This window comes from Glycomyces lechevalierae (genome assembly GCF_027622945.1).
Lineage (GTDB): Bacteria > Actinomycetota > Actinomycetes > Mycobacteriales > Micromonosporaceae > Glycomyces > Glycomyces rutgersensis.
In genome coordinates, this window is sequence record NZ_JAPZVQ010000004.1 from 60,967 (window position 1) to 86,708 (window position 25,742).

Below are 25,742 nucleotides of genomic sequence, written 5' to 3' on the forward strand. Positions count from 1 at the left end.
TGTACGCACAGGGATACGGAAAACGTACAGGTGGCGAGTAGGTGCAAGCAGACTACGCCAAGCCTCTGGCCGAAACCCAAACCAGACGCTTTTCCGAAACCACTGCCTTGACGAAACAGTGGTTTCAGTCCCCTTGGTGCTATCGGGATCCGCAGCGGACCACGGCCTCTTCAAAGGAGGGCGTGCTGGGTGGGAGATCGCCGGTCGGGATCACCTCGACCGGAGGCAGTGTCCGGAACGAGGCACACGAAGACGTCTGGTGTGACCGCGAGGCCTGCAAGGCCTGAGCGAGGTCTCTGAGGCCTGCACGGGAGACCAGACGAGCACGGACCCGCCCACCAGCCAGGCCCGCGCACCCCGAACACACAGGCATGGCCTGTCCGACCGACATCTCCACGCGCGAGCGTGCTCGGTCAGACCGCTGCATCGCCACGACGCCGGCATCGTCTGGGCTGCGGCGATGCGCTGAGGAGGTAAGGGCCTCCAAGACAGGCGCTCGCTCGGTAAGGACGGGAGTGTGCCCGGACTGATGTGGCAGGCCAGGAATCTGGCCGGGTTGCCGCAGAAGCAGAAGCAGAAGCAGAAGCAGAAGCAGAAGCAGACGGCGGTGTGTCTGGGTTGGAGTTAGTAAGGCCGGGAAGTGGAAAGGTGCTTCCCGGGTGAGGCGCCAGACGCAAGATCGAGAGCGAAGCTGAGGAAGGAGGCGGCAGGACATGACGACGCTCGACCCTGGGGTGTGCGAGCCGCACCTGTGGCGCTCTGGCGTTGCCCGCTCGATAGCGGAACCGAGCCTTCGGGCCCCGGTGGCGGGGCGGCGGAGCTTCTATGCCTGCTTGTTGCTGATCGGGTGACGGCTGGCTGTGGAGCCTTGTGCGGCTATCGGGTTGGTAGGCCTGCGAGGCGGCAGAGGACTTCGAAGCCGTCTTCGGTGCCCGGCCAGTGGGCGCGGACTGCTTCGATGCCTGCGCGGCGGACTACTGACCGCAGTACGAGGGCGACGATGATCGCGTCGTCGGCGTAGCCGAGGACCGGGATGAAGTCCGGGACTAGGTCGAAGGGGAGCGCCAGATAGGCGAAGAGCAGGACCAGGCGGACGCGGACGCCGCGTGGCAGGTCCGGGTCGGCTGTGAGGCGCTTCAGGAGCCGGAGGAGGTCCGGGAGGAGGCGCAGTGCTTCGCGCAGGAGCGGGCCGCGTGGGCCGGCGATTGCGAGGGCGATGATCAGAGCGAGCCAGAGCAGCACCAGGCCCCCGGCGATCGCCAGTAGGAGGTCGAGCCACCACCAGTCGGTCATCGGACGCTCCCAAGGGCGGCCGGGCCGCCTCGCCGTCGAAGTGTCATCGGATGCGACTCTAGGTCGACGGCGAGGCGCGTGTTCACGGGTGGGGGCGGTGTGTCACCTGGTGGGCGGGCCGCCACATCGGGTAGAGCGGCGGGCCGCCCTCGCCGATGCGGAAGGGTTCGCCGTGACGCTGGTATCCAAGGGACGCATAGAGGTTCGCGGTCTGCAACGAGACTGCTTCCAGGTATGCGGGGGTCCCGGTGGCGTCGAGGCGTTCGTGGTGTCGACGGAGCATCGCGCTGGCGAGGCCGCGTCCGCGGGCATCTTCGCGGACCCCGACGAGGGCCACATAGTTGTGCGGTTCGGCCGGGTGATGCTCGTCCATGATGCGGTCGAGCTCGGCGAACGCCTCGTAGTGCTTCCCGCAGGCCTCGCGGAGGCGCTCGTCGTAGCCGGGGATCGGCGGTTCGTCTTTCGTCCGGTCGAACCAGACGACCGCGCCGTCGAGGCCTTCGGTGATGACGCCGCCGTGGGCGAGGGCGTGCTCGACGAGGATCGTGAACTGGCCCGCGACGGCCGCGACGCGTTCCTCCGGGTCGTCGATGAGCCAGACCGCGGTCGGCACGTCCCGGAACGCCTCGCCGAGCAGGCCCGCCACGTGATCGGCGCTAGACACCGGCGACCTCCGCCGGTTCGGCCTTGGCTGTAATGAGCGCGGCCTTCGCGCCGTGGCCGATGCCCGCGTACACCTGCGGGCGGGCCGATTTGAGGAACGCGCCCCAGCCCGCGCCGAGGATCGCCAGGCCCGCGAAGAGGATCGGTACGAGCACGGGCAGCGTTGATCCCTTCTCGACACCCAGGAGGGTGTGGAAGTGCAGGATCGACAGGTACAGCACCCACAGGAGTGCGATGACCGAGAGGATCGGGGCGATCCTGCTGGCCCACAGGGATTCTCCGCGCCGGTCGCGGGCGAAGTACACGACCACGGCGACCGCGCACGTGGCGATCAGGGCGAGCAGGCCGATCCCCGCCGACGTGCTCATGTAGTAGAACAGGTGCACGCGCGGGTCGAGGCCCAGGGCCGCCCAGGCGATGATGACCGCGCCGCTGACGGCGGTCTGGGTGAGCGAGGCGGCCACGGGGGCGGAGGTGCGCGGGGAGGTGCGGCCCAGCCACGCGGGTGCGACGTGCTCGCGGCCGAGCGCGAACAGGTAGCGCGCGGTCGTGTTGTGGAAGCTCAAGGCGGCGGCGGTGACCGAGGTCAGCAGCATCACCTCGCCGATGATCGCCCACGGGGCGCCGAGCTGGTCGCCGGCGAGGGTGAACATGAGCGAGGGGTCCGCGATCGCGGCATCCACGACGCCGTCCGCGCCGACGGCGGCGATGATCGACCACGACGAGGCGATGTAGATGAACGCGAGGATGCCGACGGTGGCGAGGGTGGCCCGTGCAACCGTGCGCCGCCGGTCCTTCGCCTCCTCGCCGTAGACGGTGGGCGACTCGAACCCGATGAAGCCGGTGACCGCCAGCGCCAGCATGGCCCCGGCCGCCTCGCCGCCGAGCGTGGACGGCGACATCGCCGCGAGCGGGACGCCGTCGGCGGCGTTGGCGAAGTTCGAGGCGCTGAACAGCAGGATCACGGCGATCTCGATGGTGAGGAGGATCGCGAGCACCTTCGCGTTGATGTCGACCGCGCGCGTGCCCAGAAGTCCGATGAGGAGCCACGCGGCGAGTGCGCAAACCCACCAGGGCCAGTCGATGCCCATGCGCGCCAGGACACTCTGCGCCGTGAGCCCGAGCAGCCCGTACAGGCTGATCTGCATTGCGCAGTACGAGGTCGCCGCGACCCAGGCGGCTGCCACCCCGGGGATGCGGCCGATGCCGCGCGCGATGAACGCGTAGAACGCGCCCGCGTTCGTGATGTGGCGCGACATCGTCGTGTAGCCGACGCTGAAGAGCCATAGGCACACCGCGATGATCAGGTACCCGAGCGGGATGCCGATCTGGCCTGCCAGCGCGAACATGACGACGACGCCGCCCGCGATCACCGTCAGCGGCGTCGCGGCGGTCAGGGAGAAGTGGAGGAGGCTGAGGGTGCCGAGCTTGTCGCGGGCCAGGACGGCTTGCACCGCACTGGGAGGCGAGGACGGAGTGAACATGCGGGCGGTGACTCCTTCTTCGGGTGGCGGGGGAGGTGTCAGCGGCCGCCGGTGATGGCGATGTCCGCCACCGCGGCCGCCAGGTGCGCCAGGACGGCGCGCAGCGCGGCGGGGAGGGCCTGCCGGCGCTTTCCGGCGTACACGCGTGCGCCGGAGGGCAACTGGTTGTAGAGGGGCTTGGAGAGTCCGACGGCATCGGTGAGCGCCAGCAGGAACGCGTCCTCGATCGAGAGGTTCGGCTCCGCAAGGGACAGATGGCGGCGCAGCCGCGAGAACGCGGCGTTGGCGATGAGCGGGTCGCTCGGCTCGTAGCCGATCTCCACGCGCTGGCGCCACCGCGACCGGTATTCGCGGCGGACCATGAGGCCGACCATGGCCATGTGGTCGGCGGTCTTGGTGTACACGTCTGCGGCCGAGAGGAAGTCGAGCCAGTCGCGGACGCTGAGGCTGGTGCGCTCGGCGCGGACGTGCTCGATGAGCCACAGCGCCAGGGAGTCCGCCGGCGGCCGGTACCGCTCGCCGTTGCCTCCGTAGTCCATGCACACGAGGTCGACGCCCTTGTCGGCCCAGACGATGAGTTGCTGGGAGAGGACGAGTTCGGCCAGGAGCGCGGATCCGACGCCGAGCCCGGTCACGCGTGGGCCGGTGGCGGGCTTGTAGGCGTCGTCGAGCGAGGTGATCAGGAGGGCGTCGTAGACCAGACGAGGCGAGGGCACGTCGGGCACCTGGAGTGGTCCTTCCTATTCAGGGTGATTCATGCGATCACCTTACCGGTGCCGATCAGCCGTTCGTATTGGGCATTACCGACAGTTTCTGACAAGAAACCGCAATATTCGTGGAAGCGTGCCCGCGAGGTGAACGGGGGTGGTACCGCTGCCTGTACCGGGCCGTTCCCGCCTGCTCGTCTCTTCCGCCGAATCCGCGCTTTCGCATTGCGCCGCAGGTGAAACCGGTTTTAACCTCGGCGCATGCACACCCGAATCCTCACTGCCGTCGGCCTTTCGCTCGCCCTCGCCGCCGCTCCGGCGGCCGCGGCTGCGTCGCCGCCCGGTCTCGACACCGACCTTCTGGAGTCCAAATTGGAGGCATTCGCCGCCGCGGCCGACCATTCGGTGGTCGCCGAAGTCCGGGACGGCGACGACGAATGGTCCGCCGCGATCGGCCCGCGCAGCCTCGAACCCGGTGCGGAGGACGCGAAACCGACCGACAGGGTCCGCATCGGCAGTATCACCAAGTCGATGACCGCGACAATCCTGCTGCAGCTCCAGGAGGAGGGCGCCCTCGACCTGGACGACCCGATCGGCGCCTACCTGCCCGGCGTCCTGCCCTATGAGGGCGAGGACGAGCCCACGGTCCGCGAGCTCATGGGCCACCGCGGCGGCGTGCCCGACTACCTCGGCCGCATCTACCGGTCGCTCCTCGAGGACGACGACCTCGCCGACTTCTACGCGAACTACCGGACTCATTACCGCTCAAGCGAACTCATCGCCATCGGCGCCGCGGGCGAGCGGCCGACCGGCTTCGCCTACTCCAACACCGGATACACGGTCCTCGGGCTGCTCATCGAACAGCTCACCGGCGACGACCTCGGCGACGTGTTCGCGGACCGCGTGTTCGAGCCCGCCGGTCTCGACCGCACCTATTTCGGCCGCCCCGGCACCTCCGGCCTGCGCGGCCCGCACCTCGACCCGTACCTCACCACCGGCGATCCCGAAGCGCCCTATCTGGACACGTCGAAGCTCTCGTACAGCCAGCTCTGGGCCGGCGGGAACGTCGTCTCGACCATGGGCGACCTCAACGACTTCTACCGGGCCCTGACCGACGGCACCCTCCTCGACCCCGGATCACTCGCCCAGGCGACGGCGTTCGAGGACGCCGGTCGCGGCTTCGACTACGGGCTCGGCCTCTTCGGCATCACGCCGGGCTGCGCCGCCGACCCCGACGCGGTCTTCCTGGGCCACAACGGGGACACCCTCGGGCACGAGGCGAACTCGTTCCACTCCCTCGACGGCGAACGGCAGTTCTCCGTCGCCTGGAACATCGTCGACCGGCACGACACCGCCGACCCCGACGCCCTCGAACAGGCCAGGAACGAACTCCTCCACGCCGGACTCTGCGGCGCCGAACGCGAGGCGCCGGCGGTGACCGCGACGCTCACTCCCGCACGCCCCGAACCGATCACGGCCTGAACCGAAAGGCGCCGAGCGCGGGACCGAACGGTGGTCCCGCGCCCGGCGCGTTCGCTCCCCAGAGAGCGTCCGGCGGGGGCTGGATGACGATCAGTGCGCGATGTCGCCGTAGATCAGGCCGCGGCCGTTCGTCGCGATGTACACGCGGCCGTACACCTCGGGGTCGCCGGTGATCGACTTCCCGGTCCAGCCCCACTGATGCGCGTCGTCGTTGATCCGCTGCCAGGTCCGGCCCTCGTCGGTCGAGCGCCAGATACCGCGCTGCCCGCCGGCCTTCGCGGAGGTGTAGATCGCGGGATAGCCGTAGCGGCTGCGCGCCTTGCCGAAGCCGACCGCGTCGGCCTCTTGGAAGTCCGGCACTCGGCGCCAGGTCCGGCCGCCGTCGGTGGAACGCCACATGCCGTACACCGCACCGGTTTTGCCGCCGGTCAACCACAGGTGCCCGCGCTTGCCGGGGACGGCCCGGAACTCCACCGGTCCCTCGGCGGGCAGGTTCGCCGCGCTCGTCGCGGTGAAGGACGAGCCGCCGTCGGCGCTCGCATAGAAGGCCCCTGCGGCGAAGGCGTACAGGCGGGCCGGGTCGACCCGGTCGGATCGCACGAGCGCCCCGGCCGGGAGGCCCTCGACCGGGGTCCAGGTCTGGCCGAGGTCGGTGCTGAGCACCGGGGCGGTCGAGCCGTTCCCGGGAGACCAGACGATGACCGCCCCGTCGGCGCTGACCGCGACGGTCCCGGCGTTCCCCCCGCCCGCGACGCCTTCGAGCCGGGTCGTGGTCAGCCAGGTCGCGCCCCGGTCGAGCGAGACGCCCACATGCCCGTCGACGTCGCCTTCGACATCGCCCGTGCCGACGATGACATCCGGGTCGAGTCCCGCGAAGTCCAAGGCGCGCCCCGACGTCCAGTTCGGATGGCGGATCATGGCGCCCGGTCGGTCGAGGTCGGTCTGGACGAACCCGGCGAGGTCGCCCATCGCCGAGACCAGGGTCCCGCCGAGCGCGGCGATGTCCTGCACCGCGGTCTCCTCGATGCCGTGGACGCGAACGCCCGCCTCGAACGGCTCCACCGGCAGCGCCACCTGCCGCCCGGCGGCGTCGTCCCAGCCCACCAGCGGGCCCTGCGCGTCCCAGGCGGTCAGGTCTTCAGTGCCCCAGATGGTCCCGCCGATCCACATGATCCGGTCGGAGTCGTGCGGGTCGATCGACACCGCGTCCATCATCCAGCCGTGCTTGATCGCATACGCCGGACCGTCATCGGCCTTGCCCCAGGTGAGCCATTCGTTTCCGGTGGGGTCCAAGGTGAACCGGTCGGTGCGCTGCGGCGGCCAGGAGTAGTCCTCGTCCCACACGTAGTCCCAGGCGGTCTGCCACGTCGCGCCGGAGTCGGTCGAGCGGAAGATGACCTCGTCGGGGTACCAGTGGTTCTCGGTCGCGGCCATGAGGGTCCCGGGGCGCCTGCGGTCGACCGTGAGTCCGCCGAAACCGGGGATGGTCCCGACGGGGTCGTAGGTCGGGGTGACGTCGGTCCACTCGCCGGTGGCCGGCGACAGGCGCTGGATCGAACCGCCTCTGCCGCTTGGGGGCGGGCCGTTGTAGGGGCCGGGGTTCCAGCTGGTGACGATGAACAGGTGCCCGTTCTCGTGGTCGAAGGCGGCCCGCTTGGGAATGGTGCGGTTGCCGTCGGCGCTGCCGAGCGCGGCGGCCGCGCCGGGGACGGGCTGCCAGGTCCGGCCGCGGTCGGTGGAGACGTACAGCGGGTCGTCCGGGTCGGCGACGCCGACGTAGATCCCGCCGGTCTGGTCGAACTCGATCCACACGACGCCTTGATTGTCGCCGTTGTAGGCGTCGCCGGGCGTGATGACGAAGTTCCCCGGGTTCGGGAACGCGGTGACCTCGGCCCAGTTGCGGCCGTGGTCGACCGAGCGCCACAGGCCGTTGCCGTTCGGAGCGCCGAGGTAGACGACGGCGTTGTCGGCGGGGTCGACGGCGAGGCGTTCGCCCATGCCGCGGCCGGGCATGTTGCCGCCCTGCTTGAACGGGAGCTCCGCCGCGCCCCAGGTCTCGCCGTAGTCGTCGGAATAGAGGACCGCGCCGTCGGTCGGGTCCCAGTCGTTCGTGTAGGTGCCGGCCGCCGCGTAGACGCGGTTCGGTTCGACGGGGTCGGTGGCGACCGAGACGATGCCGGTCCATCCCCAGCGGTCCCCGCCGATCCAGTCGAGGAGCGGCTTCCAGGTCTGGGTGGCCTCCTGCCAGCGGTAGAGGCCGCCGATGTCGGTGCGGGCGTAGATGAGGTCGGCCTCGGTCTCGTTGAAGACGATGCCGGGGACCCAGCCGCCGCCGTTCACGATCGCGTTGCGCCAGGTGTAGGCGTCTTCGCAGGTTCCGGAGGTCTTGGCTTGCGCCGCAGTGGGAACGGCCGCAGCTGCAACTGCGGCCGCGCCCAGCGAAGCGGCGAGAGTGCGTCGTCGCACCTGTGCTCCTAGGGGGCGGAGGGACGTTGAGGGTTCGGCCCGGAGGGCCGTCGGGGGGTTAGTTTGGAGACCCAACATAACAGGACTGGATGGCGCTTGCAAGAAGGCGGCGAAAAGTTTTCGACCCGTGGTCGGCGCTGCATGACATGTGACATGCGAGGTACCGCCGCGCCCCGGAGGCGCCCCTGCTTCCTCCGGCTGAGCCACTGGACATGGGAGCGCTGTTCCACTACAGTTCGAACCAGGTTGGGGCCCTAGTCGATCGCTCACCCCTCGAGGAGCCCGCCCCATGGGCGCACACCTGCCCGCAGTCTTCCGCCGTCCGGCCGTCCTGTGGACCGCCCTGGCCGCCGCGCTCGCCGCCGCCGTGATCACCGTGCTCGTGGTCGTGCCCGGCGCGGACGACGACGTGTCCTATCTCGACCTCGACGCCCCGGTCGCGGGCCGCGTCGCCGACCTCCTCGACCGCATGACGATCGAGGAGAAGGTGGGCCAGATGACGCAGGTCGCGGTGCCCGCCATCGAGGCCACCCCCTCGGACATCACCGAACTGGGCATCGGCTCGCTCCTCAACGGCGGTGCGGAGGCCATGCACGACACCCCCGAGGCGTGGGCCGAGATGATCGACGGCTTCCAAAGCGCTGCAACGGCATCGCGCCTGAAGATCCCGATGGTCTACGGCATCGACGCCGTCCACGGCAACGGCGCCCTCCCCGGGGCCGTGATCTTCCCGCACAACATCGGCCTCGGCGCCGCCCACGATCCCGACCTCGCGGCGCAGGCCGCGGCGATCACGGCCGCCGAGACCCGCGCGACGGGCGTGCACTGGACGTTCGCGCCGTGCGTGTGCGTGGCCCGCGACAGCCGCTGGGGCCGCACCTACGAGTCCTTCGGCGAGGACCCCGGCCTGGCCGTCGAGTACGCCGGGCCCGTCGTCCAGGGCTACCAGGGCGAGGACCTGGCCGCGAACACGAGCGTCCTCGCCACGGCGAAGCACTACGTGGGCGACGGCGGCACCGCCTTCGGCAGCTCCACCACCGACGACTACCTCCTCGACCAGGGCGTCACCACCCTCACGGAAGAAGAACTGCGCTCGATCCACTTGGCGCCGTTCAAAGCCGCCGTGGACGCGGGCGTCGGCTCGGTCATGGCCTCGTTCTCCTCGAACGACCTCGGCGGCGGCCCGCTGAAGTCCCACGCCGACTCGTACCTCATCAACGACGTCCTCAAGGGCGAGCTCGGGTTCGACGGCTTCGTCGTCTCGGACTGGCAGGGCGTCGACCAGGTGAGCGAGGACTACGCCGAAGCCGTGCGCACCTCGATCAACGCCGGGGTCGACATGGTGATGGTGCCGTTCGAGTACCGCCGCTTCATCGACACGCTCGTGGCCGAAGTGGACTCCGGCGGGGTGAGCGAGGAGCGCATCGACGACGCCGTCTCGCGCATCCTGACCCAGAAGTTCGCCCTCGGACTCTTCGAGCAGCCGTTCGCGGACACGACCGGCGCGGCCGACATCGGCTCGCCCGAGCACCGCCAGGTCGCCCGCGAGGCCGCCGCCGCCTCGCAGACCCTGCTGCGCAACGAGAACGACCTGCTGCCGCTCGCCGCCGACGCGTCGGTCTACGTCGCCGGCTCCGGCGCCGACTCGCTCGGCCGCCAGCTGGGCGGCTGGACCGCGTCCTGGCAGGGCGGCGTGGAGGCCGTCACCGAGGGCACGAGCATCCTCGCCGGCATGCGGGAGGTCGCCCCGAACGCGGCGATCACCTTCAGCGAGAACGCGTCCGAGCCGATCGGCGGCGCCGATGTCGGGGTCGTCGTGGTCGCCGAGGACCCGTACGCCGAGGGCGTCGGCGACGCGGGCGCGGGGGCGCACGACATGGCGGTGTCCGAAGCGGACGCCGCCGCGATCGACACCGTCTGCGCCGCAGTGGACTGCGTCGTCATCGTCGTCTCGGGCCGCCCGATCGAGCTCACCTCGCACCTCGCCGAGGTCGACGCGCTGGTGGCCGCGTGGCTGCCCGGCAGCGAGGGCGCGGGCGTCGCGGACCCGCTGTTCGGGGCGGCGCCGTACGGCGGGCGACTGCCGGTGACCTGGCCGCGCGCGACGGACCAGGAGCCGATGAACGTCGGCGACCCGGCCTACGACCCGCTGTACCCCTTCGGGTTCGGCCTCGAGACCGCCTAGCCGCGGAGGCTCTCGGCGCGGTAGAGGTCGCGGAGGAGGCAGATCTCCGCGCCGTGGGCCATGACCTCGCGGTTGAGGTGGAGGACGAGGGCGGCCATCGAGAAGTCGGCGAACCAGGCGCCTTTGGGCCCGAGCGGGCGCTCGATCGCTTCGGCGTCGAGTGCGCGCACGCCCGCGCACCAGTGCCCGTAGGAGGACTCGAGCATGGCGATCGCGTCGGCGGCGGTCGCGGGCAGCGGGTCGGGCCACAGCCGCAGGTCCCACATGTGCGCGTCCTCAAGGCCCTCATGGGGTCCGAAGAACGAGCGGGCGCGCACGCCGAGCACGTCCCGCCCGATGTGGACCATCCGCCAGGCGATGGTGGTGACCGGCGGCGGCTCGGGGGCCGGCTCGGCCTCCTCCATCGCGAGCGCGCCGTCGGCGCCGGGCCGCAGGCTCCAGCAGCCGTCGACCGGCTCCCACAGGTACTCGTCGTCGGTCAGGCCCTCCAGGCGCGGCCGGAGGTGGGTGTCCCAGTAGAACTCGAGCTGCCCGAGGATCAACTCGGGCCATCGCACCGTCATGCCCCCGACCCTAGAGCAGCGGACCGACGAAGCGCCGCGCCTCGCGCGGGGACCATTGCACCGCAGGTTGAGACTTCTCGACCTCGGGTCGCGCGTGCACCCATGCAAAGGCTCAACTGAACCTTCAAGGATAGGTTTGAGGCCATGACTCAGGACATCCGCGATTTCGTCGACGACTCCCACGAGCTCCTGGCACTGGGCGAGCCCGATCATCGCGAGCCCGCGTTCGGGGCGATCCGCAACGAGCTGTTCGCGCAGCTCGTCGAGCGCGGCTTCCGCTCCTTCGCCCTCGAATCGGACCGGGTGGCCGCGTTCGCCGTGAACGACTACGTCCAGCACGGGATCGGCTCGCTCGATGCGGTGATGGCCCAAGGCTTCTCCCACGGCTTCGGCGCGTTCCCGGCGAACCTCGCGCTCGTCGCGTGGATGCGCGAGCACAACGCCGGCCGCGCCCCGGAGGACCGGCTCGCGTTCCACGGGATCGACGCGCCGTTCGAGTTCACCGCGGAGAGCCCCCGCCGGTACCTCGAGCACGCCGCGGACTACCTCGGGCTCGCGCTCGACATCCGGGCGCTCGCGGGCGAGGACGCGCGCTGGTCGGGCATGGAGGCGGTGACCGACCCGGCGAAGTCGCCGGGCGGCACCCCGGAGGCCGCGCGGCTGCGCGTGATCGCCGACGACCTGCTCAACGAGGTGTACCTCCGTGCGCCCGAACGCCTTCCGGCGACGTCGCGGGCCGAATGGGACCGGGCCCGCGTCCATGCGACGACCGCGCTCGGCCTGCTGCGGTACCACCGCGAGGCCGCCCGCCCGGGCGAGGAGGGCACCCGGTGGAGCCGTCTCGGCGCGGTCCGGGACGCGATCATGGCCCAGAACGTGCTCGACATCCGCGGCCTCGAAGCCGACCGCGGCCCGACCCTCCTCTACGGCCACAACCTCCACCTGCAGCGCAGCGAGTGCCGGATGTCCATGGGCGGCATGGACCTCAGGTGGCACGGCACGGGCGCGATCCTCGCGTCGCTGCTGGGGGACCGGTACGGGTGCGTCGTGGGCAGTCTCGGCCGCAGCGAGGGCATCGGCCTGCCCGCGCCCGATCCGGCGACGCATGAGGGCCGTCTGCAGGAGCGCTTCGAGTCGTGGGGGCTGGTCGCCGCCGCCGATCTTCCCGATGCGGCCGAGCGCACGGACATCGCGTCGCCGCAGGGCCCGTTCCCGCTCGACCGGGCGGTCGTGGCGGGCGCTGACGCGGTGCTGCACGTCAGCGAGGGCCGTGCGGCGAAGGCGTTATGCCGCAACGGGGTTGCGGCGGCCGCCGGTGCGTCCGGTCATGCGGGCGGGGATGGCCCGGGTCGACCGGAAGAACTTCAGGGGGCTGCCGCTGACCGCCTCCTTGTAGGCGATCGCGGCCTTCCCCTTGAGGTACCAGCGGCTGGGGGTGTCGTCGTGGTGCGTGAACTGGACGACGGCGTCCTTGCGGCCCAGCGACACCGGCTGGTGGATGTAGCCGAACCGGAACGGCTTGGGCGCCTTGCCGTGCAGCTCCCGGGTGATCGACTCGGCGGTGTGCGCGGCCGAGGGGATGCCGCTCTGGCAGGTGCCGTGGATGACGCCGTAGGCCTGGCGGATCGCGGCGGCGTCGCCGATCGCGTAGATCTCGGGGTGCGAGACCGAGCGGAGGGTCGCGTCGACGAGGACCCGGCCGGTGTCGTCGGTGGCGATCCCGGCTTCGGCGGCGAGCGGCGCGACCCGCACCCCGGTCGTCCACAGTGTCGTGTCGGTCGGCAGCTGCTCGCCGTCGTCGAGGACGACCGCGCCGGGCAGGACCTCGGTGACGCGGACGCCGGTGCGGACCTCGATGCCGAGCCGGTCGAGGGTCCGCATCAGGTACGCCCTCGCCTTGGGGCCCATCATGGTCCCGGGCTCGCCGCGGCTGAGCAGCCGCACCCGCATGTTCGGATAGGCCTCGGCGATCTCGGTCGCGGCCTCGATGCCGGTGAGCCCGGCCCCGCACACGGTGAGCACGCCGTCCGGGTGCTCCCGCAGGCGCTCGGCGAGGCGCGTGTCGTCGATGGTGAAGGCGCCCTTCATCTTCTGGGTCGCGCTGCCGATCGCGTAGACGAGCAGGTCGTACGGGAGCTCCCGCCCGTCGTCGAGGAGGACGCGGCGCGCGGCGGCGTCGATGGCGGCGGCCCGGCCCTTGACGAAGCGGATGCCGGCCGGTTCAACGATCATGGGGATCCGGTGGTCGCCGAGTTCCTGCCCGGCCGCGACCTGGTGCTGGCGCAGCCGCTCGTTGAACCGGTCGGTCGGGTTGAGGAGGGTGACGCGGGCGCTGCGGTTGCGGTGGGCGATGCCGTGGGCGGCCATCATGCCGGTGTAGCCGGCGCCGATAACGAGGATGTCATTCATGCCCCAAGGACGAGACGCCCCCGAGAAACGTGAGTTGTAGTGACGAGCGTCACAATGCGCCGAGTTTCTCGGGGTTGCTGACCAGGTGAATCTCCTCGACCACCCCGTCCACCAGGTACAGCATGACGACCACGGCGGCCTCCCCGGCCGACCGGACCACGACCGCCGGGCCGCCGTTGACCTCCGCGAACTCGACGCTCGGATCCTCGGGCAACCGCCTCGTGAACGAGATGAGCGCGTTCGCCACCAGCTCCAGGCCCTCGAGCGTCCGGCGCGGCGCCGGCGCCAGCCCGCCGCCGTCGCACACCAGCGTCACGTCAGGAGCGAGGATCGCCATCAGCCCCGCCAGGTCCCCGCCCGCCGAAGCCTCCAGAAAGGACTCCGCGGCGCGCCGCCGTGTCGCAGGATCGGTGTCGTACCGCCGCCGCCGCGCCTCCACGTGCTCCCGGGCGCGCATCGCCGTCTGCCGAACCGAAGCCTCGCTCCGGTCCAGGATCTCCGCGATGTCCTTGTGCGAGTAGCCGAACGCCTCGCGCAGCACGAACACCGCCCGCTCCAGCGGCGACAGCGTCTCCAGCACCAGCAGCATCGCCGACGACACCGTGTCCGCCAGCGCCACATCGTCCGCCACGTCCCCGCCCGTCGGCACCGGCTCCGGCAGCCACGGCCCCACATAGGACTCCCGCCGTACCTGCGCGCTCCGCAACCGGTCGATCGCCAGCCGCGTCGTCACCTTCACCAGGTACGCCGTCGGATCCTCCACCGCGCCGGCGTCGACCCCGTGCCATCGCAGCCACGCCTCCTGGACGATGTCCTCAGCGTCCGTGACCGTGCCCAGCACCCGGTACGCCACGGCCTGCAGCAGCCCGCGCCGGTCCTCGAAGATCTCCACGCCCCGCAGCGTATTCGCCGACGACCCGCGCCCGCCGCGCCCACCCTGCGATGCTGGAGCCATGCCGCGAACGCCCGAACCCGTCACGCCCGAGCCGACCGTGCCCATCGGCCGCCCGCTGCTCACCCAGTCCTGGCTCGACCTGGCCTTCCTCCACTGGAAGGTCGACCCCGCGGCCGTCACCCGCCTCCTCCCGGCCGGGACCGTGCCCGACACCTTCGACGGCGCCACCTACGTCGGCCTCGTCCCGTTCCGCATGCACCGCGTCGGCTGGCTCGGCCTCCCAGGCATCCCTTACCTCGGCACCTTCGCCGAGACCAACGTCCGCCTCTACTCGGTGGACGAACAGGGCCGCCGCGGCGTCGTCTTCCGCTCCCTCGACGCCGCCCGCCTCGTGCCCGTCCTCGCCGCCCGCGTCGGCTTCCGCCTCCCGTACACGTGGTCGCGCATGCGCATCGACTCCACAGCGGACACCCGCACCTACACGAGCGCCCGCCGCTGGCCCGGACCCCGCTCCGCCCGCTCCCGCATCAGCATCCGCATCGGCCGACCCCTCACGGCCCCAACGCCGCTCGAGCACTTCCTCACCGCCCGCTGGGGACTCCACCACACCGTCGCCGGACGCCTCAGATACCTCCGCAACGCCCACCCGCGCTGGCGCCTGTACCGGGCCCGGCTCCTCGAATGCGACGAGACCCTGCTCGCCGCAGCGGGTCTGCACGTCACGGGAGAGCCGTTCAGCGTCCTCTACTCCCCGGGCGTCCCGGTCCGCTTCGGCCGCCCCGGCCGCGCCTTCGCCGAGCACTCGGCCGGCGAACCCAGATGGACGATCCCGCCCTCGGACACCTGAGCCCGCGTCCCCACGCTCGACGTGCCCGTCCACGCGATCAACGGCGACCTCGACTCGCCCGACCACCTCGCGATGGCCGAACGCCTCGTCGGCACCGGCACGACCACCCTCGTCGAAGTCACCGCCCACCACCCGAACATGGAACGCCCCCGACGCTGCAACGAAGCCCTGCACGAGATCCTGAGCATCGTCTGACCGCGTTCAGCCGGGCGGCCAGGGGAATCCCAGCGCCTCCGCGTTCGCCCGCGAACCGCCGCATACCCTCCCGAGCGTCTTCGGATCGGTCTCCCTGAACTCCGCCACGATCCGCTCCACCACTGCGGCGACCGCACCGTCGACGACGACCGGCGAGTCCGGCAGCTCGACCCAGTGCTCGAACTGGAGCCACGGCGGGTCCGCCGCGAACGGTTCGCCATCGCCGTACAGGAAATGCATCCTCAGGAGCGAACGCTCGCTGTTCCGCGAACCGGCCCAAGTGAGACGGCACCCCCACCGCGCCATGACATCGGGCTCGGCCCGCAACCGCTGCCCGAGGAGCCTGCCCGCGCGCCGCGCGGGCCATTCCCAGGTGAGATCGGCGGCGGCGCGGGCGACCTCGGCGTCGTATGCGGCGGCGTCGAAGCCGAACGTCTCCCGGTGCTCGTGCGCGCGCCGGGTCACCCAGACCTCCCACTCGACGCGCCCCGCGTCCCTTCGGATTTCGGCCCGCATCGCGCCGCAGCACGCTTCGGCGCAATCAGCTTGGGCGAGTTCGACCTCCCGAGGCACCGGCGTGGCCTGCAGCCCGTCGCCCCTGTGGAGGATCCGTTCAGGCGGAGCCGCTCCACCGGGTTCGAACGTGCGGGGGATGAGCGGCATGCCGTCGATGAGCAGATGCGTCCCCACGTCCCCGCCGGTCCCCGGCTGCGGGGCGGCGATCCGGACCGCCAGTCCCGCAGGGAGAGCGCCGGACGGGTCCCGCTGCGCGTCCAGGACCTGCCGGCGCAGCCAGAGCTCCCGGCTGTCGTGCGGGCGCCGCGCGACCACGTTCTCGACCGACTGGAGCGCCCGCGGCGAGGACAGCCACGCGCCGAGCCTGGCAATAGCCCGCTCGCGCTGGCCGGGGGAGAAGCCGAGGTAGGCGCATGTGCCGTACCGCAGCTCGTCGCGGAGCCAGGCCATGGAGAACGGCGTCTCCGCACCGTCCTCCATGAGCATCGGGTTCTCGGCGGCCGCCGCCGCGGCTTCGGCGAGTCGTTCATTTCCCTTGAGCCACTGCGGTACGCCTTGCCGTTCGACGGTCATCCGCAGCAGCGTGATCGCATCGGCCACCGAGAGGCCCGCCACGAGCGCGTCGATCTCGGCCCGCGGCGCCTCGGCGATGGCGGCGGTGCACTCGGAGCCGTTCGTGTCCCGCTCGCGCTTGGCGAGCGCGAACCGTTGCGACACAGGGTGCCGGATGCGGCGGAGCGCCTTCCTCGCATTGGCCGCGTAACCGCGCTCGAGCCGCGCCAGGTCGCGGAGCAGCTCCTCATCGGACGCATCCGCCGCGACCGTCATGAGCTGGAGTCCCGCCATCGTCTCGGTGCCGGTGATCCCGGTGCGGAGCAGATGCAGCGCGACGGCGCGGACCTGCTTGAGGGGCACGTCCAGGTCGAGCGATTCGGGGTCGAACCGCAGATGCTGATGGTCATGAAATCCGCGGAGCCGCTCACTGAGCCGCGCCAGTTCGGCGTCGGTTCCGGTTGCGGCGGAGCGCACCAGGTCGGCCAGTACCGCAAGTGCGGCTTGGCGCTCGCGAGTGAAGGCCTCGAATTCGGCCTGGGTCTTGGTCCCGCGCTGGGGGAGCAGTACGCGACTGCCCGGCCGTTCAATGGATTCGCGCAGGGCCCTGACTTCCGCTCCGGGAAGCCCGCCTTGGGGGAAGCGGCCGCAGAGGTCGCGGATGCGCTGGTGAACAGGGACGAGGTCGGGTTCGAGCGCACTGCGCTCGCCGGACCGCGTCATGAACCTTGGGTGCTCGTTTCGCTGAACATCATGCGCGCCAATCTACTCCACGGCCGCCAACGGCGGGAACCATACGCCCGCTTTCCCCTACTTCCCGTGTTCGGCCTCCGGCCAGATCAGCGCCTGGGCGACGATGACGCGCTCCCCGTTGAAGGTCACCGCAGGACCCTCGTGCAGCCGGTAGCCGAGCGCGATCACGTCGCTCACGCGCCGGCAGAACGTCTCATCGTCAGGGCCGGTCAAGACCCGGTATCGCGGCAGTCCGTCAGGTGGTGTGCTCATAAGGGCATCGTATTGAAGCACCCGGCGAGCGCGCGAGCGACTTGATCGGGGGCGTTCTCCATGGGGAGGTGCCCTGCCCGCGGGACGCGGACAAGGGCGGTGCCCGGGATCTCCGCGGCGAACCGCTCGGCGTAAGCGACCTTCTGGAAGCCGTCGTCCTCGCCCCAGACCAGGAGCTTCGGCGTTGCGGATTCCCGCAGTGCCGGAAGGAGTTCCATGGTGTAGCGGCTGTCGCCCGCGCCCGCGAGGTGCATCCAGGAGCGGCGCACACCGATCCGCAGTTCGTCATCCCCTACGGCGGCACCATCCGGGTCGACGGCCGGACGCGCACGCTCACCGCGCGGTACTGAACACGCACTCCTCCACCAGCGCCAGGTTCGCGTCGATCGAGTTGACGGCGTCGACGACGAGCCGGTCCCGAGTGAACGGCGGCCAGGCGTCCCGCATTCGTTCGACGTGCGCCCAGTCGATCTCGTGCCAGCCGGGGATGCCGCGCACGCGGCCCTCGACCCGGGTGCGGTGGAGATCCGTGTCGCTGCACACGCATTCGATGACACGCAGCGGCGCACCGTACTCGGCGGCGACCCCGGCCCAGCGCTCAGCCGTCGCGTCGTCGAGCACGCAGTCGGTGATCGCCGACTGTCCCAGCATGAGCTGCCGCACGATCAGCGTCTCCATCAGGCCGTAGTCGAGCGCCAGAAACGTCTCGTAGTCCAGGTCGTTCAGCACGCCATGCGGTGCCAGCGAACCCATCAGCCAGTCTGAGGCGAACACCGGCACACCGCTCGCCCGACCCAGGCGCTCGGCGAGCGTCGACTTGCCCGTCCCCGGCAAACCGGTGAACGCGATGACCTGAGGACCTGATGCGCTGCCGTCCAACTGAAGCCTCCCGCCTCGCCGCCCCGACGGCGGCCGCCGCCCACTCTAGGTTCGCTCAGCCACCGCCGCTTGCAGGCGCGACGCAGAATGGGCGGCTCAAACCGATACCGCTCGAACGGGGAACCGATGCGCCTCCTGCTCTCGACCTACGGTTCGCGCGGCGACGTCGAACCGATGGCCGCGCTGGCGATACGGCTGCACGCGCTCGGCGCGCAGGCGGTGGTGTGCGCGCCGCCCGATCCTGAATTCGCGCGGCTCCTCGCCGATGCGGACGTGCCGATGGTCGCCTCCGGGGATGCGGTGCGCCCCTTGGTCACCGGGACCGCGCCGCCACGGGCGGGGGACTTCGCGGCGCGGACCTCCGCGGTCATGACTGATCACTTCGACCAGATCGTCACGGCCGCAGCGGGATGCGACGCGATCGTGGCGACCGGCATGTTCCCCGTCGCCGCCGCAGCCCGCACTGCCGCCGACGTGCTCGGGATCCGCTACCACCATGTCAGCCTGCAACCGACGCTCCTGCCGTCCCTCCACCACCCGCCCCCCGAACGGCCCGGACATCCTCTCCCGCACGGCGTCACCGACAACCGGGCGCTGTGGGCGCACGACGCCGCGAGCATGCAGGCCCTCTACGGCGGCCCGGTCGACCGGCTCCGGGCCGCGAACGGCCTGCAGCCCTTGGCGAACCTCACCAACCACGTCCTCACCGCGCGCCCCTGGCTCGCGACCGACCCGGTGCTCAGCCCGCGCCGCACGCCCGATTTCGAAGTCGAGCAGACCGGTGCCTGGATCCGGCCCGACACGCGCCCGCTCCCGCCCGACCTCGAGGATTTCCTTGCAGGCGGGCCACCGCCGGTCTATATCGGATTCGGCAGTATCCCTCTGCGGCCCAGGGAGGACGCTGCCCGCGTCCTCATCGGGGCCGCTCGCCGACTCGGCCGCCGGGTCGTCCTCGCGAGCGGCTGGGCCGGGCTCGCTCCGATCGATGACCGCGACGACCGCATCGTCGTCGGCGAAGCCAATCTGCAAGCCCTGTTCCGTCGGGCCGCCGCCGTCGTCCATCACGGCGGTGCCGGGACCACGATCACCGCCGCGCTGGCCGGAGTGCCGCAAGTGCTCGTCCCGCAGATCGTCGACCAGCCCTACTGGGCCCGTCGCGTCGCCGATCTGGGCATCGGCACCGCGCACCTCGGGCCGAGTCTCACCACTCGATCGCTCTCGGCCGCAATCGAAACCACGCTCTCCTCCGAGGTTCGGGAGCGGGCGTCCGCGGTCGCCGCGACGATCCGCACCGACGGTGCGGACACCGCGGCTTCGCTCCTGCTCGCCGGCTGAACTCCGCTCCTCACGATGCCGTGCACGCCACCGCATCGGGCAGTGCTGCACCGTCGCCGAGCTCTGCCTGGAACCCCGCCACGGCGTCCTCCTCCGGATCCAGTCGCCCGTTCCAGTCCTCGCTGCCGTACCGGCCGCCGCCGAGTTCCCGCATGTTCCAGTAGTGGTAGATCGAGACCTCCTCCAGGTCGAGGTCGACCTCCCACGCCGCCAAGGCCACAGCGCCGGAGTTCACGACCGTCACGGACACCTCGACCGAATCGCTCCAGTCGTCCTCGACCGTCAGGCTCGCCGTGCACGACGGCCCGGCGGGCCCGGACTCCTCCGGCGCGGAGGGCGTCGCATTGGGCGCCAACGAGGACGGGCTCTCGCTCGGCGGCGCGGCGGTCGTGGGCGCCGCCGACGACTCTGACGGTGACTCGATGGTCGCGCTGGCGGCGTTCGCGGTGGGCGCCGCGCTCGACTCCGACGCGTCTTCCGGGAGGGACGGCGTCTCGAGTCCCTCGATCACACTGACCGGATCGCGTTCGGGGCCGTCGCCGAACACCCCGAACTGCCACAACGCGATCGCCGTCGCCACCGCCGACACCGCACCGAGCGCCTTCAGCAAGCGGCCGTGCAGACGACCTCGCCGACCCGGCGCGTCGTCAAGCGCGCCATCCGAGTCGCCCATCACCACCGCCTTCCACAAGGGACTGGAGCGCGGGAGGGGACAGTGGACCCGCGCCGATCCGTCCCTCAGCGTACCTGGACGGTCACCCCCGAACGGTCCGCGCCGATTCGCCCCGATACCCGATGAACTGGGATTTCAGCCCGAGAAGCGACCGGTTCGGCACGAAAACCCACCCGTCCGCCAGCCCGTCCCGTCCGCCCCGCAACACCAGCCGCCCTAGACTTCACCCATGAGCAAGGCGCCCGAGACCGACCCCGCCCAGGACAGCCCCGACGTCCGCCCGCCGAAACGCCGCGCCGTCGGCGTGCCTGCCGTCGTCAACTCACTGCGCGTGGTCGGCACGCAAGCCGGGGTCAAACGCGGGCTGCCGCTCCTGCGCGACGTCAACCAGACCGGCGGCTTCGACTGCCCCGGGTGCGCCTGGCCCGAGCCCGGCCACCGCCATCCCGCCGAGTTCTGCGAGAACGGCGCCAAGGCCGTCGCCGAGGAGGGCACCCGCCGCCGCGTCGACCCCGCGTTCTTCGCCGAGCACCCGATCGCGGACCTCGCCGACAAGTCCGGGTACTGGCTCGGCCAGCAGGGCCGCCTCACCGAGCCCGTCCATCTCCCCGAAGGCGCCACCCACTACCGCGCCATCACCTGGGACGACGCCTACGAGCTCATCGCCAGTGAGCTTGCCGCCCTTGACCATCCCGACCAGGCTGCGTTCTACACCTCCGGCCGGACGAGCAACGAGGCCGCGTTCCTGTACCAGCTCTTCGCCCGCAAACTCGGCACGAACAACCTGCCGGACTGCTCGAACATGTGCCACGAGTCGTCCGGCGCCGCGCTCGCGGAGACCATCGGCATCGGCAAGGGCAGCGTCACGCTCGACGACCTCCACCAGGCCGATCTCATCATCGTGGCCGGCCAGAACCCCGGCACCAACCACCCGCGCATGCTCACCGCCCTTGAACAGGCCAAACGCGCGGGCGCTCGCATCGCCACCGTCAACCCGCTGCCTGAAACGGGCATGAGGCGTTTCAAGAACCCGCAGACCGCGCGCGGGCTCGCCGGGCGCGGCACCGAGCTCACCGACCTGTTCCTGCAGATCAAGGTCGGCGGCGACCTCGCGCTCTTCAGCGTCCTCAACCGGATGCTGTTGCGCGCCTCTGCCACCGACCCCGCCGCGATCGACCGGGACTTCATCGCCGACTACACGAACGGCTTCGACGCGTTCGCCGCCCACCACGGCATCGACGACCCGGACGGCGACGCCGCCGCGCTCGCGGAGGCAGTCGAGCGGACAGGGCTCGCGGCGGACGAGATCGAGCGGCTGCTCGCGATGGTGCTCGAGGCGGACCGGATCGTCGTGTGCTGGGCGATGGGGCTGACGCAGCATCGGCATGCCGTGCCGACGATCCGTGAGGTCGTCGCGTTCCTGCTCCTGCGCGGCAACATCGGGCGGCCGGGCGCGGGCGTGTGCCCGGTGCGGGGGCATTCGAACGTGCAGGGCGACCGGACGATGGGCATCTGGGAGCGGATGCCCGACCGGTTCCTGGACGCGCTCGGCACCGAATTCGATTTCGCGCCGCCGCGCGACCACGGGCTCGACACGGTCGGGACGATCCGCGCGATGCGCGACGGGCGGGTGCGGGTCTTCTTCGCGATGGGCGGCAATTTCGTGGCGGCGACGCCTGACACCGCCGCCACGGAGGCGGCGATGCGCGGGTGCCGGCTCACGGTGCACGTCTCGACGAAGCTGAACCGGTCGCACGTGGTGACCGGGGCCCGGGCGCTCATCCTGCCTGCGTTGGGGCGCACCGATGTCGACGCTCCGGGCGGGCGCGAGCAGTTCGTGACCGTCGAGGACTCGATGGGGATCGTGCACTCCTCGCGCGGGAGTGTGCCGGCGCTGAGCCCGGAGATGCGATCCGAGGTCGCGATCGTCGCGGGGCTCGCGCGCGCGGTGCTCGGGCCGGGGGACCCGGTGCCGTGGGAGGAGTTCGCGGGGGAGTACGACCTGGTGCGGGACCGGATCGAGCGGGTGGTGCCCGGTTTCGCGGACTACAACGCGCGCGCCCGCGTGCCCGGTGGGTTCGCGCTGCCGCACGCGCCGCGCGACGCACGCGAGTTTCCCACGGCCACAGGCAAAGCGAACTTCACGGTCAATCCGGTGACGTCCCCGGAGGCCGGGCCCGGGCGGTTGTTGCTGCAGACGCTGCGCAGCCACGACCAGTTCAACACCACGATCTACGGCCTCGACGACCGCTACCGGGGCATCCACGACGGGCGGCGGGTCGTGCTCGTCAACCCGGAGGACGCGGCGGAACTCGGGCTCGTCGACGGCGCCTACTGCGACCTGGTGAGCGAATGGGCGGACGGCGACAGGCGCGCGCCGCATTTCAGGATCGTCCACTACCCGACCGCGCGCGGCTGCGCCGCCGCGTACTTCCCGGAGACGAACGTGCTCGTGCCGCTCGACTCGGTCGCGGAGACCTCGAACACGCCCACTTCGAAGTCGATCGTGGTGCGGTTCGAGGCCGACAGCGGCGGGCCGGCGAAAACATGAAGCGACGACACGACCTGGACCCTCACTGGGGGCCCCTCCCCCCGCCCCCACCCCACCCACCCGATATTGCGGACCTTCGAGTCGGCCCGGTGCCGACTCTCGGACGTTGCTTCCGGGACCTGCCCGGTCGTGAGTTCGGACCTCCTTCCTCGCCGTTCCTCGGCCCGCCGCGCTATACAAGCCAGTAGAGCTCGGCGAACCTGAAGCGGAGCTGAAGCCACCTGAAGGGAACCTGAAGCCAGTGGGCCGCGTGACCGTCCGTCGCAAGACCACCCGCCTCGCCGGCGAGCACCGGTCGGTGCGGGTCGACACCCTCGCCGTCGAAGAACCCCTCGAACTGCGGGTCGGAGGCGAATCGCTGCAGGTCACCATGCGCACGCCCGGCGACGACTTCGACCTGGCCGCCGGGTACCTCCTCGCCGAAGGCGTCATCACCAAGCCCGCCGACATCGTGAGCATGCGCTACTGCGCGGGCGTCGACGCCGACGGCGAGCAGACCTACAACCTCCTCGACATCGCCCTCGCCGCCGATGTCCCGCTCCCCCCGAAGTCCGCGAAGCGCAACACCACGGTCACCTCGGCCTGCGGCGTCTGCGGCAAGGACAGCCTCGAGGACGTCCGCACGAAGGCCGCCTGGACCGTCGCCGAAGACGACACCACGATCAGCGCCGACACCCTCGCCTCCCTCCCGGACCGGCTACGCCGGGCGCAGAAGATCTTCGACCGCACCGGCGGCCTCCACGCCGCCGGGCTCTTCACCGCCGCAGGCGACCTCATCACCGCCAAGGAGGACGTCGGCCGCCACAACGCCGTCGACAAGGTACTCGGCCAGGCCCTGCGCGAAGGCCTCGTCCCCCTGCGCGGCAACGTCCTCGCCGTCTCCGGCCGCGCCTCCTTCGAACTCGTCCAGAAGGCCGTCATGGCCGGGATCCCCGCGCTGGCAGCGGTCTCGGCGCCGTCGTCCCTCGCGGCGGAGCTCGCCGAGGAGTCGGGGCTGACGCTCGCGGGGTTCGTCCGCGAGGACACGATGAACCTCTACGCGCGCCCGGACCGCATCATCTGACCCACCGGTCCGGGGCTTCGGTCATCCGGCGGGGGTCGCGCAGTCGGCCTCCGCCGGACCGTCCGTCACGCTCCCGGCCGTTGATTGGCACTCTTTTATTGCCAAGCGCCGCATGAAAAGGCCCCAAGGCCAACGCCATCGACACCAGCGCCATCGCGGAGATTTGCCCCGCAATGAGCGAATGGTTTCAGAAATCCGTTCCGCTTGTGCCTGTCGCTCGGCGCGCGATCTAATATTTACGTCCGTAAATATTAAGGAGTGCAGTCCATGGAAGTCACGCGAACCCGGAAACGGCGCCTCGGCGCCGTCGGACTGGCGGTCGGAGCGGTCGTCGCCGCGTCCGTCGCGGTAGTGGCGGCAGTCCCGGCATCTGCCGCCGCCTGCGACGCCGTCCAGTACTCGATCACCTCCCAGTGGGGCACCGGCCACAACGCCGCAGTGTCCATCAAGGCCGGATCCGAATCCCTCGACGGCTGGAAGGTCGAGTTCGACCTCCCGTCCGGCTCCACCGTCCAGAACGCCTGGAACGTCGACTACGCCCAGTCCGGCGCCCACTTCACCGGCGAAGACGTCGGCTGGAACGCCCAGATCCCGTCCGGCCAGACCAAAGAGGTCTTCGGCCTCACCGTGACCGGCACCGGCACCATCCCCACCACGTTCAAGGTCAACGGCGCCACCTGCGGCGGCACGAGCACGCCCACCAGCACCCCCACCCAGACCCCCGGCGAACCCGAGCCCACCGGAGAGCCCCAGCAGCAGAAGCAGACCCGCACCCCCTCGTTCCTCATCGAGGCCGGCGCCTCCACGTCCAACTACGTCGAGTCCGCGAACTTCACCGTCCGCTGGGGCGACGCGATCGATGCCGTGGCCTGGGGCCAGCAGCACGGCTACAGCAACTACCCGCAGTGGGTCGCGACCCACATGGAGGAGATCTACGACTACTACGTCAACCAGGTCGACTTCGTGAACCCCGCCGACCACCGCGTCGGCTCCCAGTACCGCATCAACCTCTACCTCTGCGGCACCTGGTCGAACGGCTTCCTGCCCCCCGCCAACTGGGCCGGGCCGGACGACATCGGCGTCGGCCACATGTGCCTGCCCTACGACAAGATCTGGGACGACTGGGTCGAGTCCCACGAGTTCAACCACATCCTCCAGTCCTACGCCGTCGACATCAACATCGCGAACGGCAACGGCGGCGGCTGGGGCGCCGGCAACCCCGTGGCCGGGCCCGTCTGGGAGGCCCACGCGAACTACATGGCCCGCATGCTCCGCCCCGAGGTGACCGTCGGCTCCGGCTACTATGTCGACCGCCAGCATCAGCGGTGGCTCGCGCAGGAGACCTACTACGGGGACTGGATGCTGTTCAACACCATCCGGGACCTGTACGGCGCCGAATCGGTCGACCGCCTCTGGTTCGAGGCGAAGCAGGGCGAGCACCCGATCGACACCATCAAACGCGTCCTCCAGCTCGACCAGCAGGAGTTCGCCACCCTCATCGCCGAGTACACGTCACGCCAGGTCACGTACGACTTCGCGGACGGCGCGGCCATCCGCACCGACATGTGGCGCGGCGGCGGCAGTTACCGTCCATTGCACACGGATCCGCTCACGAGCCTCGGCTCGAACCGGTACCGGATCGCCAGCACTGACGCGCCGCACCAGTACGGCCACAACGTCATCCGGCTCAACCCGACCACGGCGAACGTCGGCGTCCAGCTCACCGGCGCTTCGAGCCTCGCCGGGGCCGACTGGCGGTTCCGCCTCGTGGCGGTGAAGGCCGACTTCAGCGTCCGCTACAGCAGCATCTTCGCGCCCGGCCAGACCGCGAACTTCTCACTCCAGAGCGGAGAGACGCACATGATGCTCGTCGTCGCCGCCACGCCTTCCCAGCACCGGAACTACACGATGTGGCAGACCGGCGTCGGCGACCCGTTCCCCTACGAACTCACCATCACCGGCGCCACACCCTCCTGACG

General features: G+C 70.8%; 20 protein-coding genes and 2 pseudogenes. 9 read left to right on the plus strand and 13 right to left on the minus strand.

The annotated features are described in order from the left end of the window. Positions 1-876: 876 nt before the first annotated feature. From O2L01_RS09120 to O2L01_RS09135, 4 genes are all read right to left on the minus strand, one after another. Positions 877-1,293: a YkvA family protein gene (locus O2L01_RS09120; protein ID WP_270121608.1), complete on the minus strand. Its 417-nt coding sequence runs from the start codon at positions 1,291-1,293 to the stop codon at positions 877-879. A gap of 82 nt (positions 1,294-1,375) precedes the next feature. Beyond that, positions 1,376-1,957 (minus strand): GNAT family N-acetyltransferase, encoded by a 582-nt coding sequence (locus tag O2L01_RS09125; RefSeq protein WP_270121609.1) that lies wholly within the window; start codon positions 1,955-1,957, stop codon positions 1,376-1,378. Then, the gene (locus tag O2L01_RS09130; protein ID WP_270121610.1) at positions 1,950-3,440 is read right to left on the minus strand and encodes an APC family permease; all 1,491 of its coding nucleotides are present in this window, start codon (positions 3,438-3,440) and stop codon (positions 1,950-1,952) included. Before O2L01_RS09130 ends, O2L01_RS09125 begins: the two co-directional genes overlap by 8 nt. Positions 3,441-3,478: 38 nt before the next feature. Beyond that, the gene (locus O2L01_RS09135; RefSeq protein ID WP_270121611.1) at positions 3,479-4,165 is read right to left on the minus strand and encodes a GPP34 family phosphoprotein; all 687 of its coding nucleotides are present in this window, start codon (positions 4,163-4,165) and stop codon (positions 3,479-3,481) included. Positions 4,166-4,408: 243 nt separating this feature from the next. On the opposite strand from O2L01_RS09135, the gene O2L01_RS09140 reads away from it, so the two are divergent. Further along, positions 4,409-5,629: a serine hydrolase domain-containing protein gene (locus O2L01_RS09140; RefSeq protein WP_270121612.1), complete on the plus strand. Its 1,221-nt coding sequence runs from the start codon at positions 4,409-4,411 to the stop codon at positions 5,627-5,629. A 90-nt stretch (positions 5,630-5,719) separates the two neighbouring features. On the opposite strand, the gene O2L01_RS09145 is transcribed toward O2L01_RS09140, so the two are convergent. Further along, complete coding sequence (locus O2L01_RS09145; protein ID WP_270121613.1) at positions 5,720-8,095, minus strand: sialidase family protein; 2,376 nt, start codon at positions 8,093-8,095, stop codon at positions 5,720-5,722. 289 nt (positions 8,096-8,384) lie between these two features. On the opposite strand from O2L01_RS09145, the gene O2L01_RS09150 reads away from it, so the two are divergent. Then, positions 8,385-10,280 (plus strand): glycoside hydrolase family 3 protein, encoded by a 1,896-nt coding sequence (locus O2L01_RS09150; RefSeq protein WP_270121614.1) that lies wholly within the window; start codon positions 8,385-8,387, stop codon positions 10,278-10,280. Here the strand turns inward: O2L01_RS09150 and O2L01_RS09155 are convergent. Then, positions 10,277-10,843: a DinB family protein gene (locus O2L01_RS09155; protein ID WP_270121615.1), complete on the minus strand. Its 567-nt coding sequence runs from the start codon at positions 10,841-10,843 to the stop codon at positions 10,277-10,279. The two genes, O2L01_RS09150 and O2L01_RS09155, sit on opposite strands and share 4 nt — an antisense overlap. Positions 10,844-10,987: 144 nt before the next feature. On the opposite strand from O2L01_RS09155, the pseudogene O2L01_RS09160 reads away from it, so the two are divergent. Continuing rightward, positions 10,988-11,851, plus strand: a pseudogene (locus tag O2L01_RS09160) (erythromycin esterase family protein); the annotation flags it as partial. A gap of 276 nt (positions 11,852-12,127) precedes the next feature. Here O2L01_RS09160 and O2L01_RS09165 read toward each other — a convergent pair. Both O2L01_RS09165 and O2L01_RS09170 read right to left on the minus strand, forming a co-directional pair. Beyond that, positions 12,128-13,252 (minus strand): NAD(P)/FAD-dependent oxidoreductase, encoded by a 1,125-nt coding sequence (locus O2L01_RS09165; protein WP_270121616.1) that lies wholly within the window; start codon positions 13,250-13,252, stop codon positions 12,128-12,130. 49 nt (positions 13,253-13,301) lie between these two features. Next, entirely contained in the window at positions 13,302-14,207 is a 906-nt protein-coding gene (locus O2L01_RS09170) for an RNA polymerase sigma-70 factor (protein WP_374727622.1), read from the minus strand. On the opposite strand from O2L01_RS09170, the gene O2L01_RS09175 reads away from it, so the two are divergent. Both O2L01_RS09175 and O2L01_RS09180 read left to right on the plus strand, forming a co-directional pair. Next, positions 14,206-14,994 (plus strand): YqjF family protein, encoded by a 789-nt coding sequence (locus tag O2L01_RS09175; RefSeq protein WP_270121618.1) that lies wholly within the window; start codon positions 14,206-14,208, stop codon positions 14,992-14,994. The genes O2L01_RS09170 and O2L01_RS09175 overlap by 2 nt on opposite strands. 21 nt (positions 14,995-15,015) lie before the next feature. Beyond that, the gene (locus O2L01_RS09180; RefSeq protein ID WP_270121619.1) at positions 15,016-15,189 is read left to right on the plus strand and encodes a hypothetical protein; all 174 of its coding nucleotides are present in this window, start codon (positions 15,016-15,018) and stop codon (positions 15,187-15,189) included. A gap of 6 nt (positions 15,190-15,195) precedes the next feature. Here the strand turns inward: O2L01_RS09180 and O2L01_RS09185 are convergent, their stop codons facing one another. The 4 genes and pseudogenes from O2L01_RS09185 to O2L01_RS09200 all read right to left on the minus strand — a co-directional run. Then, positions 15,196-16,980 carry a hypothetical protein gene (locus tag O2L01_RS09185; protein WP_270121620.1) on the minus strand — a complete coding sequence of 595 codons (1,785 nt, stop codon included), beginning with the start codon at positions 16,978-16,980 and terminating at the stop codon, positions 15,196-15,198. A gap of 87 nt (positions 16,981-17,067) precedes the next feature. Continuing rightward, entirely contained in the window at positions 17,068-17,262 is a 195-nt protein-coding gene (locus O2L01_RS09190; RefSeq protein WP_270121621.1) for a DUF1737 domain-containing protein, read from the minus strand. Continuing rightward, positions 17,259-17,831: an alpha/beta fold hydrolase gene (locus O2L01_RS25640; RefSeq protein WP_346265978.1), complete on the minus strand. Its 573-nt coding sequence runs from the start codon at positions 17,829-17,831 to the stop codon at positions 17,259-17,261. The genes O2L01_RS09190 and O2L01_RS25640 overlap by 4 nt, the downstream gene beginning before the upstream one ends. After that, positions 17,713-18,141 (minus strand): annotated as a pseudogene (locus O2L01_RS09200) (P-loop nucleotide/nucleoside kinase family protein); the annotation flags it as partial. The gene O2L01_RS25640 and the pseudogene O2L01_RS09200, both read right to left, overlap by 119 nt. A gap of 126 nt (positions 18,142-18,267) precedes the next feature. Here O2L01_RS09200 and O2L01_RS09205 point away from each other — a divergent pair. Then, positions 18,268-19,476: a glycosyltransferase gene (locus tag O2L01_RS09205; protein WP_270121623.1), complete on the plus strand. Its 1,209-nt coding sequence runs from the start codon at positions 18,268-18,270 to the stop codon at positions 19,474-19,476. Positions 19,477-19,486: 10 nt separating this feature from the next. On the opposite strand, the gene O2L01_RS09210 is transcribed toward O2L01_RS09205, so the two are convergent. Then, positions 19,487-20,149, minus strand: a complete 663-nt coding sequence (locus O2L01_RS09210; protein WP_270121624.1) for a cellulose binding domain-containing protein — start codon at positions 20,147-20,149, stop codon at positions 19,487-19,489. A 229-nt stretch (positions 20,150-20,378) separates the two neighbouring features. On the opposite strand from O2L01_RS09210, the gene O2L01_RS09215 reads away from it, so the two are divergent. From O2L01_RS09215 to O2L01_RS09225, 3 genes are all read left to right on the plus strand, one after another. Next, a complete protein-coding gene (locus tag O2L01_RS09215) occupies positions 20,379-22,700 on the plus strand; it encodes an FdhF/YdeP family oxidoreductase (RefSeq protein WP_270121625.1) in 2,322 nt (773 codons plus the stop codon). 241 nt (positions 22,701-22,941) lie between these two features. Beyond that, the gene (fdhD, locus tag O2L01_RS09220; RefSeq protein ID WP_344469046.1) at positions 22,942-23,763 is read left to right on the plus strand and encodes a formate dehydrogenase accessory sulfurtransferase FdhD; all 822 of its coding nucleotides are present in this window, start codon (positions 22,942-22,944) and stop codon (positions 23,761-23,763) included. Between the two features lie 267 nt (positions 23,764-24,030). Next, positions 24,031-25,740 (plus strand): DUF6055 domain-containing protein, encoded by a 1,710-nt coding sequence (locus O2L01_RS09225; RefSeq protein ID WP_270121627.1) that lies wholly within the window; start codon positions 24,031-24,033, stop codon positions 25,738-25,740. The last annotated feature ends 2 nt before the right edge of the window (positions 25,741-25,742 follow it).

Coding starts and splice junctions, on each gene's coding strand:
- O2L01_RS09120 (WP_270121608.1), bottom strand. CDS start 1,293: ATGACCGACTGGTGGTGGCTCGACCTCCTACTGGCGATCGCCGGGGGC.
- O2L01_RS09130 (WP_270121610.1), bottom strand. CDS start 3,440: ATGTTCACTCCGTCCTCGCCTCCCAGTGCGGTGCAAGCCGTCCTGGCC.
- O2L01_RS09140 (WP_270121612.1), top strand. CDS start 4,409: ATGCACACCCGAATCCTCACTGCCGTCGGCCTTTCGCTCGCCCTCGCC.
- O2L01_RS09150 (WP_270121614.1), top strand. CDS start 8,385: ATGGGCGCACACCTGCCCGCAGTCTTCCGCCGTCCGGCCGTCCTGTGG.
- O2L01_RS09155 (WP_270121615.1), bottom strand. CDS start 10,843: ATGACGGTGCGATGGCCCGAGTTGATCCTCGGGCAGCTCGAGTTCTAC.
- O2L01_RS09165 (WP_270121616.1), bottom strand. CDS start 13,252: ATGAATGACATCCTCGTTATCGGCGCCGGCTACACCGGCATGATGGCC.
- O2L01_RS09175 (WP_270121618.1), top strand. CDS start 14,206: ATGCCGCGAACGCCCGAACCCGTCACGCCCGAGCCGACCGTGCCCATC.
- O2L01_RS09170 (WP_374727622.1), bottom strand. CDS start 14,207: ATGGCTCCAGCATCGCAGGGTGGGCGCGGCGGGCGCGGGTCGTCGGCG.
- O2L01_RS09185 (WP_270121620.1), bottom strand. CDS start 16,980: ATGACGCGGTCCGGCGAGCGCAGTGCGCTCGAACCCGACCTCGTCCCT.
- O2L01_RS09190 (WP_270121621.1), bottom strand. CDS start 17,262: ATGAGCACACCACCTGACGGACTGCCGCGATACCGGGTCTTGACCGGC.
- O2L01_RS09205 (WP_270121623.1), top strand. CDS start 18,268: ATGCGCCTCCTGCTCTCGACCTACGGTTCGCGCGGCGACGTCGAACCG.
- O2L01_RS09210 (WP_270121624.1), bottom strand. CDS start 20,149: ATGGGCGACTCGGATGGCGCGCTTGACGACGCGCCGGGTCGGCGAGGT.
- O2L01_RS09215 (WP_270121625.1), top strand. CDS start 20,379: ATGAGCAAGGCGCCCGAGACCGACCCCGCCCAGGACAGCCCCGACGTC.
- O2L01_RS09225 (WP_270121627.1), top strand. CDS start 24,031: ATGGAAGTCACGCGAACCCGGAAACGGCGCCTCGGCGCCGTCGGACTG.